Annotated in this window: 8 protein-coding genes; 7 read left to right on the top strand and 1 reads right to left on the bottom strand. The window is 62.0% G+C overall.

Annotation, left to right across the window (positions count from 1 at the left end; genetic code table 11):
* Positions 1-92: 92 nt before the first annotated feature.
* The 4 genes from ACFS27_RS23290 to ACFS27_RS23275 all read left to right on the top strand — a co-directional run bounded on the left by ACFS27_RS23290 (position 93) and on the right by ACFS27_RS23275 (position 5,308).
* Complete coding sequence (locus ACFS27_RS23290; RefSeq protein ID WP_377188206.1) at positions 93-383, top strand: hypothetical protein; 291 nt, start codon at positions 93-95, stop codon at positions 381-383.
* Between the two features lie 294 nt (positions 384-677).
* Positions 678-1,682 (top strand): protein-L-isoaspartate O-methyltransferase family protein, encoded by a 1,005-nt coding sequence (locus tag ACFS27_RS23285; protein WP_377188203.1) that lies wholly within the window; start codon positions 678-680, stop codon positions 1,680-1,682.
* Between the two features lie 665 nt (positions 1,683-2,347).
* The gene (locus ACFS27_RS23280; protein WP_377188200.1) at positions 2,348-4,480 is read left to right on the top strand and encodes a DUF6185 family protein; all 2,133 of its coding nucleotides are present in this window, start codon (positions 2,348-2,350) and stop codon (positions 4,478-4,480) included.
* Positions 4,481-4,750: 270 nt separating this feature from the next.
* A complete protein-coding gene (locus tag ACFS27_RS23275; RefSeq protein ID WP_377188197.1) occupies positions 4,751-5,308 on the top strand; it encodes a hypothetical protein in 558 nt (185 codons plus the stop codon).
* 1,378 nt (positions 5,309-6,686) lie between these two features.
* On the opposite strand, the gene ACFS27_RS23270 is transcribed toward ACFS27_RS23275, so the two are convergent.
* Entirely contained in the window at positions 6,687-7,289 is a 603-nt protein-coding gene (locus ACFS27_RS23270; protein ID WP_377188194.1) for a hypothetical protein, read from the bottom strand.
* Between the two features lie 989 nt (positions 7,290-8,278).
* On the opposite strand from ACFS27_RS23270, the gene ACFS27_RS23265 reads away from it, so the two are divergent.
* From ACFS27_RS23265 to ACFS27_RS23255, 3 genes are read left to right on the top strand one after another with little or no spacing between them, the layout of a single operon-like run.
* Positions 8,279-10,120: an AAA family ATPase gene (locus tag ACFS27_RS23265; protein ID WP_377188191.1), complete on the top strand. Its 1,842-nt coding sequence runs from the start codon at positions 8,279-8,281 to the stop codon at positions 10,118-10,120.
* A gap of 1 nt (position 10,121) precedes the next feature.
* A complete protein-coding gene (locus ACFS27_RS23260; protein WP_377188188.1) occupies positions 10,122-11,000 on the top strand; it encodes a hypothetical protein in 879 nt (292 codons plus the stop codon).
* Positions 10,993-12,399 (top strand): phosphotransferase, encoded by a 1,407-nt coding sequence (locus ACFS27_RS23255; protein ID WP_377188185.1) that lies wholly within the window; start codon positions 10,993-10,995, stop codon positions 12,397-12,399. Before ACFS27_RS23260 ends, ACFS27_RS23255 begins: the two co-directional genes overlap by 8 nt.
* Positions 12,400-12,472 lie beyond the last annotated feature (73 nt).

The following is a 12,472-nucleotide window of genomic DNA, read 5'->3' as shown; positions in this document are numbered from 1 at the left end:
TCTTCGCCCCGAAAGGTGTTCCAGGTCGGCCAGTGCCGCCTGCGCGTCGCCCTCGTCGAATATGACGCCACCGACTCTCCCGCCTGGACACCATGGCAGCGACAATTGCTGCCGCGTTAACCCGTGATGCAAAGGGAGTCAACATGTCTGGTACTGAGAAGCGTCTGCGGGGCCTGAGTATGTTCCTGCTCGTCTCGGGGATCACTCTGGTTGCGGCGGCACTCCACAGTGGTTATGTGCTTGGTGTGCACTTCGATGAGACCGGCACCAGCGGTTTCCTGACCAGCGCAACTATCGCGGCGCTCGTGCTGGGAACTGCACAAGCCGTGACCGGACTTGTCACCCTCCTCCGGCTGCCAACAGCGGCAACGACGTCGGCGTGAGCTAAGGCGTCCGTGGCGGTGCCCTTAGTGCAAGGGGCATCGCCACGGAGCGCGAGTACGCGACCGTGACGGGGTGATGCATCTGCTGGATCTTGGCGTGGTAGCCCGAAGGGTTGCACGGCCGAGATTCCGATCTAGTTCGTGCCACGGAAGTGCCACGCGTGAGCCTGATGCAACGCGTGTGCCGCGTAGCGGGCGAGTGTGAGCGGGTTCGGTGCGCATCGATGCGCACGGGGTACCAAGATTATTGACGAGCCCCCGGGCTCTAACTGCCCCGCCTCGAAGGAGCCGCCTATGACCGCCGCTGTTGCCGATGCCGTCGCCGCTGTCGACTACGACCACTTCGTGATCGAGCCTGACGGGTCGACGCTCCCGCAGTCGTCCAGTGTCACATCGATCCAACAGATGCTCGAAGACCTTGATGTCCGTCCTGGACACCGGGTGCTGGAGATCGGCACCGGGTCCGGGTACACGACCGCGCTGCGCGCCAATCTGGCTGGCTCAGATGGGCTGGTGCGATCGGTCGAGGTCTTCGCCGACCTCGTACCCCGGGCCCAGGTTCGCCTGGAAGCGGCCGGCGTGACGACGGCGACGGTGACCAACGGCGATGGATACGCGGGCGACCCGGCCGGAGCGCCGTACGACCGTCTCGTCGCGTGGGCCACCCCGCACGTGATCCCGTCGGCCTGGATCGACCAGATCGGTGAGGACGCCGTAATCGTCGCGCCGGTCAAGGTCGCGCGCCTTGCCCGGGCGCACGCGATCGTCGCCATCACCGTTACTGGGGGTCTCCCGACGGCAGTGCGGCGCGGTGGGTATATCGAGATGCACCCTGAGCCCGTCACCCTCTTCGGGCTGCCGCTGCGGTACGTCGACGCGTCACACGTCCCTGAGGGTGCCGAACCGTGGTGGCTCAGCAGCGCTGTACTACGCGGGGTTCCCGGAGCGGCAGACCTGCTACTGGATCGGCTCAGGTCTGCCCCCCACACCTCGGCCACACCGCTGGTCACGGGAGAGGATCTCGACGATCTCACGGCCTGGCTGTATGCCACCGTCCCCGCCGAGCTGGCTACGGCCGGGCTTTCCGACCGCTTCGCCGGCATCGGTGCGGCCACCGAGGGCGGTGCGGCGTTCCTCACCGACGACGAGCTGATTACAACGGGAAGCCCTGACGCCGCCCGCGTCCTCTCCCTGTGGATCGAAGAGTGGCGGAACGAGGGAAGCCCGAGCTGGTCCGACGTCACTGCCGTCGTTGTTCCGAGCGCCGAGGGCTGGGAAGTCCGGTTGACGCTCGGCTAATGGCGGCTGGCTGGGAATCGAACACGCGTAATTAGTTTGGAAGCCTTGCCGGATGGCGATCGGATGATGCGGGCCAACCGGCCGAAAATGGTCGCTGACCTGGTCTTATTGTAATGCTGGAGTGGGTCCGTGTGGGGTCGGGACTGGCCCTTATTGGCCCTAACTAGGGCCAGTTTGGCGGGAGTTAGGGCCAATAAGGGCCAGCCTCGCCGCCTCCGTCGAACCCGGCTCGCGCGGGTGACGGCTGGGGGCCCGATTGGCGGGTCAGGGGGTTCGTCTTGAAGGGGCGCGCCGTCTGCTCGTCGACGCGGTCGATGACCCCATCGCGGTCGAGTCGAGTAGCCCCACCGGTTACCAACCGTGGCTCAAGGATGCTGCTTGGCCCGCTAAGCAGGACCAGGGCGTCCTGGTACCCCGCTGCGCTGGCGCGGCCGCGAGGCCAATTGTCTGGAACGTTACGGTTGGACACTGTGACCAGGTCTAGGGTGATCGCGGCGATCTTTGCGCTCGTTGGATTGGTTGGCGGCTTCTCGGCGGGCTGGCACCTTTGGGGCGAGAACTCGAGCTCTACGCGGTATGGCGTGTGTCCTCAAGGTGCGAGCGCCGACGTCGACCCGTTAAGGGTGTCGATTGGCGAGGACATCCCTAATTCGGTGACAGCGAGCATGGATGCGACCGTCGAAAACGTTCCCAGCTCGTGGCGCCAGGTGCTCGGGGAGGCGGATCCGACCGGGTGCATCTTTGCGGGCGGCGCGGGTGACCGTCCCGGACTGGTCGCGTTCGACCGGTTCTTCTCGGCGTCGGATTACGACTGGGACGAGGCACATGGATCCCTGCGCGTCGTGTCACCGTCGACTCAGGTGAAGCTGGACAGCCCCGGGGCAGCGAGTGTGTTTCGGGACTCTGAGACGCCGCCTGTTGTGTCGACGTCGCTTGACGGTGCCGACTTGCTTCTGCGGATCGATCTGTGTGGCGGCCGAGTGTCCGCTTGGGCGTGTGTCGATACTGCCGCGGCGAATGTCGTCGTCGGTGTCCCGAACGATCGCGTTGGCATTGTTGCCAGCCCTTTGCCCACCGCAATTACGACGGACGGCGCGACGAGGTGGCGAACATGGGAGGCTCATAGCGATTCAGGTCCCATTGTCATCCGGGTGCCCCTTACTGAAGCGGAGGTGTTGGAGTCCTGGGCGACGGTCATCCCGGGCGCGACGACGGAGCTGTCCACTGGCCAGTTACTGGTTGGGATAATCTCGGTAGGACCGCTGGCGTGGGCTTGGTCGTCATTGCTGCTTGCTTGCGTCTTTGCGGTATTGCTCAGGCGGTGTGGTGGGGCCACACGGAACGTTGGCGTCGCAGTATTCATGGGTCTTGCATTGCTGACCGCCTCTTACGTTTTCTACTCCGCGATGTGGGATTCGGTCGAGGACCGAGTGCTGAGCGTCGTTGCCATAGCTGGCGCCGCCATCTGCCTCATGCAGGCCGGACGCTGGAACCGCTCCTGGCGGCTCGTGCTGAGCGGTATCGCGGTTGTCGCCGTTGGCCTTGCGGGGGGCGCTCAAGTGGCCAGGAGTTTCGTCGGGGGGACCCACTCGTCGGAGTGGGCGACGCTGGTCGCGGTCGTGCTTGCTGCTGTCGTCTTGATGGTCGTGGTGGTGCGAATCTGGAGTTCGGCCGTCGTAGTTCTACCTGTGGAACTGGAGTTACCGGTCAGACGTCGCGCCCTTGTTCTCCGGCGCCGCGTGGGCCTTGTGGCTGGGATGTGGGCGATCCTCTCTGTCGTTGCGCAGTTTGGTGTCCAGGTTGGATGGGCAAGCGCCTCGGCGTACCTGGACCCGGAGGGCACGCCAGGAACGTTGGCCGCTGGGCTCGACGTCGGTGTCTACACATTCGTGTTGTCGTCGATTCCCCTCATACTCCTGGGCTGCTTCGCTGGGTTGTTGATACTGGACCAAAGCAAGGGAGCAGACGACGAGTACGTCCCAACCAAGTCTATGCTCACGCTCCTGGCGTTGATTTTCGCGTCACTGGCAGGCCCGGCGGACTACTCGATTTCGGACGTTTCCTTACCTGTTTGGCTGGTTACGTTCTCCGTAGCCATCGGCTTAGCCAAGAGGGCACCCAGGCCGGCCACAGATGCTGCGGACCGTACGGAACTTCTTCGGCTCGGTCGACAGTCGCGCGCGCACGCAGTCCGTTTGTTCGCACTCGGCCCGCACGACTCGTGGCGGTGGAATGCGGCAGTTGCGGCTGCCTACGGCATGATCGTCGGCATCGTCCCGACGCTCTTCTTCCTGTCCGACGCTATCGACGAGGCCGGGACCGACTCAGGAGGCTTCCTCCTAAATGTCGTCGGCCTTGGCTTGGTGCTGCAGATCGCGAGCTGGACCGTGCTCGGGCTTACGTTCGGTGCCGTCTACCGTCTCCTGCCCGGACCTCACGGCCTCGCGCGATCCGGCATGCTCGCTGCCGTGTATGGAGTATCGGCGCTTTCGGCGGGCCTGCTAGGTAAGGCACTCGGCACCGGGTCGTCCGCTCTGTGGGTGTACGCGTCGCTTCAGGTCGTCGTATACCTGAGCGTCGTCGCTCTCGCTTACGACCTGTTGACGGTGCGCCGAGCGGGCGGGAGCTATCGCGACCTGGGAGCGCTATACCGGGTACAGACCGTCCGGCAGAGTCTGGCGTACCTGGCGCCGTTGACGGCAGCAGTGATTGGGCTCATTGTCGAAATTCAGCAGGGATCGGGTGCACAGCTCACCGAGCAGTTCCTCCATATCCTGAGTGCAGGTGTTGGGAAATGAAGCCTTGCCGGATGGCAAACGGATGATGCGGGCCAACCGGCCGAAAACGGCCGCTGACCTGAACTTATTGTAATGCTGCAGTGGGGCAGTGGGTGCTGGCCCTTATTGGCCTTAAGTAGGGCCAGCTTGGCGAAATTAAAGGCCAATAAGGGCCGGCCCGCTGGGCCTACGCTGGTGCCAGAACTGGTCGCGCGGCCTCGCGCACCGACCACGGCCAATGCCTCAAGCACGGGACACCGATCGATGGCTGGGGCTGGCATCATCAACGCCGTGAGTCCCGTCGCCGACCTCGCCATCAGGATCCTGCGCCGATCGCGGCTCGAGTTCGGCCCCGGGCTGACCAGCGACCAGATCCTCGACATCCAAGCCACCTACGGCTTCACGTTCAACCGCGACCACGTAGACGTCCTGCGGCACGTTACCCCCGAGGGCTGGATCGACTGGACTGGCGACGAGCAGACCATCCGCGACAGCCTTGCATGGCCGATCGAAGGCGTCCTGTACGACGTCGAGCGCGCCTTCTGGATGCCGGCCTGGGGCGAACGACCTGCGACCAAGGCCGCTGCGATCGAGGTCGCCCGGCACCACCTGACCACGGCGCCGCAGCTCGTGCCGGTTTACGGCCACCGCTACATCCCAGCAGCACCGGAGCCCAGTGGCGCGCCGGTGTTCTCTGCCTACCAGACCGACGTCATTTACTACGGAACTGATCTCGCCAGCTACTGCGCCTACGAGTTTCTCGGTGAGGCGACGGGCCGCACCCACCACCGCCGCATCGCGTTCTGGTCTGACCTCGTCGGCGGGGTGGGCGGCATCGAGTTCTGGTGATCGTGGGGCAATCCCAGTCCGCTGTAAGCGGGAGTGGACCGCGGGGGAGAGCCCGGCCATGAACGGGGCCACCGTGTCGGACGTTCCAGAGCTTGCCGCCCGAGATCGGCGCATAGCGCCAGAGCGATGATGCCGTCATCCCCCGGGGAGGGCGGCCTATTCGCATGCCCCAGGGGTGTTGCGCGCAAACCCGGAGGGATCCGGCTTCCTCGCCTCGGGGTACCTGGCAGCACAGGCACACGGTCGACGGGCACGTAACGACGGGCACGTAACGACCGACACGCGCGCGACGACGTAAGCGCGCGATGGACACAACGGCGCGACGGACGCAGGGCAAGGGCAGGCGAGCGGACAGACGGCGGGTCCCGCAGAACCGCCCGAGACCGGGTCACGCCTCTTGCAGATCGGGGGAGCAGGCTCAGCCGAAGTAGCCGTTGAGTTATCCCCCTCGGGGTGGCGGACTTTTCGCACGCCCGGCGAGATTGCTCGCGTCCTGCGGAGGGACCCCGCCGCCAGGTTCCTGCCGTACCTGGCAGCACGGACACGGCCGACGAGCCGTGACAGAGACGGACGAGCACGCGACGACGCTAACCGCGTGAGACGGCGGCGCGACTGACACGGCTGCGCGGCTAGGGCAGTTGAGCGGATTGACAGCGGGTCCCGCGGACCGCCCCGACGAAGGCCACACACCTCTTGCACAAGCCGCGAGCGGTTCCGTCCGTACGAAAGTGGGTGACCTGCGTGAGGGTAGACAAAGGGTCTGGAGGTCTGGGGGCTATCGAGTCCCGTGCACTCACCGAGCGGGGTCCGGCTGGGCACCGTGCAGGCGTCTCGGGCATGTGTCCTCGGTGTGGAAGGCTGATCCCGGTCAGGGCAACGGGGAGGCCTGCGAATTGGTGCTCGCAGGCGTGTCGGCGTGCCGCGTACGAAGAGCGTCGAGCCGCAGCCGCAGGGGCCATCGCCGTCGAGATCGTGGAGACCGTCACGACGCTGACTACCGAGCACGGGATCGATGAGTGCGTCAGGCGGGTGCAGGCTTCTCCCGTAGCTATACGCAAGGTGCTGGCTCATCTAACTGAACTGCTTGCAGAGGATGGTCTGCGTGACCCGAAGTGGGCATCGACGGTGGACACCGCGGCCGTTCTTGCGCGTGCCATCGGGTCCAGCGGTCGAACCTCGGCTCGCATCTCTCTACCGGGATATGTCAAGCCAGCTTGGTAGAACTTCATGCACGATCTTATATCTCAGCATCGCGCTCAGACCGTGCGAGTGCCACTAAACCGTGCCGCAGCCCTCACCCCTCAGAGCGATTGCAAACTGGAATGCATAGAGTCGCCGGGTTCGATCGGTGGTTCACACGGTCGATGCGTTAATCGGGTTACTGCTCAGTCGGCCAGCCCGCATCGCTCATTTCGAAGTTGTCATCGCCGACATCAGGAAACCGGTTCATAAACTTAGTGGCAAGTCTGACCCGTTGAACCTCATCCAGGTGCCATCGACGTCCTTGGGACGTGATCCAGGTGATGGCGCCGTAGCCGTCGCCGGTGTCGAATTGGACTTGGGCGTACTTGGCCGTTCCGCGGCCAAGCTTCCACGACTGTGCGGCCTCCTGGCGGATTGTCCCGAGAGCTCGTGCAACTGCCCTGACCACGTCGTCGTGCTCCAGCGGCACATAGAGCGCCCACAGATGGAACGCCTTGGCAACCTCGCGGAACCTGGTTCGCGTCGCGGTCATGTTTTGATCCATCGTTCCGAAGTCGCTCAGTGCGCCGCACAGACCACCGAACGCTTCAAGCCGCCTGTCCTCGATGGCTCGATCGCGATCTCGCTCAAGCTGCACCTGAAAATGCTTTCGTTCCTGGTTTACGGTCACGATTAGCACCACGAGCGCGATCGCGATCGATATGATGGCGCCACCAGCCGCGCCGGCCCATCCATCCAGGGCAATTTTCGGATCCGACCATGCGCTGCTGCTGTTCACGCTGGTGAGCGTAACGAAATTTGGACGAGGTCAGTCGCTTCTTCGGACTACTTCACCCATTGTGGCAGTACGCGGCGTCCGAACTGCTTAATCGACTGGCGAAGGGTTCGTCGATGTCTGACGTTGGTCGATCATGAAGGGGCCCGAGGTGCTTCTCGATTCCAGGGTGGTGTGGGGTGCAGGGGTGACGGGGGACTTGGGGTCGCCCGTGATCGGCCTGGACGTCCTAGGATGCAGCAGCCCAAGAACTACAGCCGGATTGATGGTGTACGTCTTGGTCGAGGGCGGCGGCGGGACGTCCGGCAGCTGTCTGGGCTCGGGCATCGCGAGGACGACATCGCGGGCCTCGCAGTACCCGAGCAGCCGCGGCCGGCGAAGTGGACCGTGTCGACCTACGACGTTGGTACCAGCATCGCCGGCCTGGCCTGCGCTGTGCCGCTCGGAACCGTGGTGGTCCTGCGGAGCTGGCCCACGTGCGCCGAGTGCGTCGAGCTCTCCCAAGCGATCGTGGCGTCTACTGTGCGTGGGACGTCGAGCGGCTGGTGGGCTTTGCGGTGCCTGGGCTACGCACTGTCTGACGTGCTTGCTCGATTGCTACCAGACATCTAGCGATGCAAGCGCGCGGATCCTACGATAAATCGATCCGTCCTCCAGTGACCCTGCGCTGTAAAGGTGCCTGCGTTGACGCGGCGCTGATCCGGCTCGAAGGGACCACAACAGCCTGGTGCCCCGGCACTGATCGCCCCGGTCCTCATCGCCTCGACGCAGATTCTGCGTGAAGGCAGGTGACCTGTGCCATGAGTCAAGCGTGTCACGTCGAGATCCCTGACGACGGACCTCGATACAGGCTCCGTCCGCACGGACACGCGAAGCTCGAACCCATGACCACCACAGACGGTCCCCGATCGGGGCATCCGTCCGATAATCTCGATCCCGAGGGCCGTCCTGCTCGGCGCTCTTCAGCATTAAGAGGAGGAGGGCGTAGAAGCATGTGGATATCGCGAATCCGGGTTACCGGCGGATTTCTCAAGGGCCTGGATGTCTCATTAAGCGACGGGTTGAATGTCGTGATCGGCCCCAGGGGGGTGGGTAAGACCACGCTCCTCGAACTGTTGCGGCACGCCCTCGGGGTTCAACATGCTGAGCAACGTCCGGGCACACAACGCCAACGTCAGGCGTTTCTTGACGCGGTGCTTGGAACGGGAGAAGTGGTGCTCGATATTGAATCGAGCGATGGCGGCGCGCGTCATCTTGTCGTTGACGCCAAAGGCGGAGGGCAGCGGTCTGATCTGTCTCGAACGGCCCTCGTTCTCGGACAGAACGAGCTTGAGGAAATTGCATCCGATGCGGCAAGCCGGCTCAACCTCCTTGATCTCCGTACGGGCGCCGTCGCTGAACTTCCGGTGCAGAGCGAGATTGGAACTCTGACGGGTGATCTATATGACGTCCGTGTCGAGTTGGAAGATCGCGCTGAGGAGTCAAAGAAGCGAAGCCGACTTATCGCCGACCGTGAGTTGTTGCTGTCGCAAGAAACCGCGATCCTCGGAGGAAGCACGGAGCAGCTCTCTCGGCAACGTGAAGTCCTTAGGCATGCTGAGGAGCGCGTCATTCGGACTGGGCAGGAGCTCGAGCGTTTTGAGGTTAGTCTTTCCGAAATTGTCGATTTGTTAGAATCTAACCACCGTCAGACGGACCGACTGGCGGCGATGGCTGACCGGATAGAAAGTTTGCCTGTCGATCCGGCCACTCGTGGTGCCTTTGATCGAGTTTTGTCGTCATCTCGTGATGTCTTCGACGGTTTGCGCGTTGTCCATGCAGGCATCGACGCGACACAGGCTGACGTCCGCGAAAGTAACATCAGAGCTCGCGAGGCGGCAGCCCCAATCCGAGAAGAACTTGAGGAGGCTGAGGCGGGGCTCGGCCAGATCACCTCGCAGTTGCGCAATGTCGAAGCCGTATTAAGGGCTCTCGACGAAAACGACCGTGAAATGCATGCTTTGAATGCACGATACGCCGCATTGGCTGAGCGTCGCAGGCAGCAGCTGGATGCGGTGGAGCGTGCTGAAGAGACCCTCTACAGGACTCGCGCCGAAGTTGCAAGATCGACCACCGCGCAGATTGCTAATAATGTGGTAATTGTTGTCGACCACTTGGCCGATGCGAGCGGATTTCGTGGATTCCTACAAGAGGCGCTGAAGGGGAGCGGCACCCGAACGGCGCTTATCGATGCGGTGTCGGATCGAGTGCTGCCCCGGCAGCTGCTGGAAATGATTGAGTCTCGCGACGCACTAAGCCTTTCGGTGGTCGCTAGCATCACTGAAGAGAGGTCACAAAAGCTGATTGACGGCTTGAATGAGAAGGAGACGCTCGAATCGCTCGCCCGATTGCGTCTTTCCGACCGAGTGGACTTCCGATTAAGAGACGGAATGGTAGACAAGAGCGTCGATAGATTGTCCACAGGGCAGAAATGTGCTGTCACCCTACCGATTATTCTGTCGGAGCGAGAGCGTACCCTGATCCTGGATCAGCCCGAAGACCATCTCGACAACGCATTTCTGGTGACCAACATCGTCACCGGGCTCGATGCGCGCCGGCTTAGTGGAGCTCAGACGATTGTCGCAACACACAATGCGAATATTCCGGTATTGGGGTCGGCAGACAACGTTATCGTTTTAGAAAGTGACGGCACTGTTGCAACGGTGGACGTGCAAGGTGCGTTCGACTCGGAGGATATTGTCAATCAGATAACCCGTCTCATGGAAGGTGGACGCGACGCATTTGCTCGTCGTTCGTCCTTCTATGCTGAACATGGCGGAATAGATGAGAGCTGACATGCCTGAAGAGCTTATAGGGCTCAATTCGGATGCGCCGACCGATCGTGCAAGGGCTGTCGGATGGCTTGTACTTCATCCGCATGCGATCACGACCAGAGAACTTATGCAAGCACTGCAGATCGAGTCTGTTCCACAGGTGCGCAGGCTTCTGATCCAGGTTCTGGAAATGAGGCAGAGCACGTCCACCTCGGCGGGTGTGGGTGTTGCGGAGGAATTTCGGGGAGAGGATGGTGGTGTCACAGCGGGTGTAGTTACGTCGTCGCACGTTGATATTGCGGCTCTCGTAAGGCACGAGCTTTCGCCAGCGGTTGGTTGGATACGTCTCGCGGCCGACAGCGAGATCCCGAATTTCGGGAATAGCAGGACGAACGATGCTGTGCGTAAACTACAGCGTCGGATCGACGGTCTGGTTGCTCTAATAAAATCAGGCGAGGAACTCAACGTGCGGCGACTCAGCCTTCCACACCTATTGCTGGAGAATTGGCCGGACGCTCAGGGGAGCCCCTCGGTTGATCCTGCGGTGGCTGACGGTGGCGTTGATATCGAGACCGATGAGGGGTTGTTCTCGGTGCTTCTACAAAACGTCTTTCAGAATGCGATTGACGCGTCGGTCGATGCGGCGGGAGAAGTCCGAGTTCAAGTGACTTGGGGATTCACGGAACGTAACTATTGGATACGAGTTACCAACCCGTTCAAAGGAAACAGATTCTCACTGTCTGACGTGATTCAAGTAGGGAACTCATCAAAGATGGCACACCAAGGCCAGGGACTGGCACTAATCCAGACGGTGGCAGATCGCCTAGGACTCGCGTTCGGCCTCGAGGGTATCAGTGGAACCGCGTCTTTCTCGCTGAGCGGGGCGCGCCCTGATGCCTAACCCCATCGCCGTTCTCGTGGAAGACGATCCACAGCAGGCAGAGAGTTCGCTTTCGATTCTAGAAGCGTCACGGTTTGACGCTCGTAGCTTCGAATCGATCGGTCCCGTTCTTGAATACATAAATACCTCTTCGGAACTCGTCGACTTGTTTGTGCTTGATCGCCGACTGCCGGTTATAGCTGGACAACCCGCCTCAGATGAACTGGGTGACGAGCTTCTCCGAATTGTCCGCTCGAAATACCCAGACGCTCGGCTCATCGTATTCACTGGCTTCGCAACAATTCCGCATTTGCAAGATGCGCTTCAGGGCGGCGGACAGTTGCCGGCTCAGGGTTCGGATCCGATCGATCGGGTCACGGTCCTGCAGAAGAATCAGTCCTTGGAGTTCAAGCGGCATGTCGAGGAGTACCGAAAGCTGCTGCAGGATCTTGAGGATGTCGAGGTCATCTTTCTGGAGTCTGACGGGCCTGACCGTTTGGACAACCGCGCACTAAGGCGCCTGGCGTTCGAGTATCGAGCGGTTTCCATTCGAGTTACTCCGCTTGCAGGCGGCTTGACGGGCGCGAAGGTGTGGCGGTGCGAGCTCCACAGGGCGGAGGGTCACATTGCCACGGTGATTGCCAAGCGTGTCAATAAGGCGACCGTGCCCGGTGGTCTACCAGACTTGTTGCCTCGTGGGGTCACAACGTCGACAACGGCGACGCTATCTGGGCTGATGGCCGGTTCGTGCTTGAATGTACTGCAGGTGGCAGGACCGACTACCTATTCTCTAATGTCGGTACTTGGCGAAGATCCGACTCGTGCTGTTGATCTTGCCCGGCCCGTGTGGGATGCCCTACGTGGGATCGCAGATCAGTCGAGGACCCTCCCGGTTTCAGAGATCTGTGTGTCGCTCCTGGCCTGGGATTCGCTTTCGGATCTGTTGCGCAAGCATGGCGTCGAAGTCCCTTCGGGAACTTTGACGGCTACAGTGCGCGTGGGAGCACGGCACGGGGACCTGCACCCCGGGAACATTCTGATCGATAACGACCAGGGTGTTCTGATCGATTTCGATAGCGCGACCTTTGCAGGAGCTGCTCTCGACCCGGTTACGATGCTCATCTCGACTCTGGTCCATCCCGATTCTCCGATTCGGGGTGCCTCCTGGCCTGGCCCGATTGAGATTGCGGAAACGTTCGGTACGCCCGACTTCGGTAGAGGTCATCCCTGCGAGGTTTGGTTCCGAGAGGTTCTGGCATGGGCTGCGGATTCCCGTGCGAGCGAGCGCGAGTTTTGGGCATTGGTGCTCGCCTATTCGGCGCGGCAGCTTCGGTACGCGGACGTCTTATCGAATGCGGATACTGTGGACAGAGTGGTGGCTATCGCGCGCCGAGCGACAGTGGTGCTGAGTGCAAGTTGATCCTGCTGTTTGTATGCGGTGCTCTGCTCAGCGAGGCTGAGCACAAACTCGCCCGAGCAGATCTGGAGCAGCA

Source organism: Promicromonospora vindobonensis (assembly GCF_042685865.1).
Lineage (GTDB): Bacteria > Actinomycetota > Actinomycetes > Actinomycetales > Cellulomonadaceae > Promicromonospora > Promicromonospora vindobonensis.
Note: the sequence above shows the minus strand (reverse complement) of the source record. Positions and strands in the feature narration are given on the sequence as shown.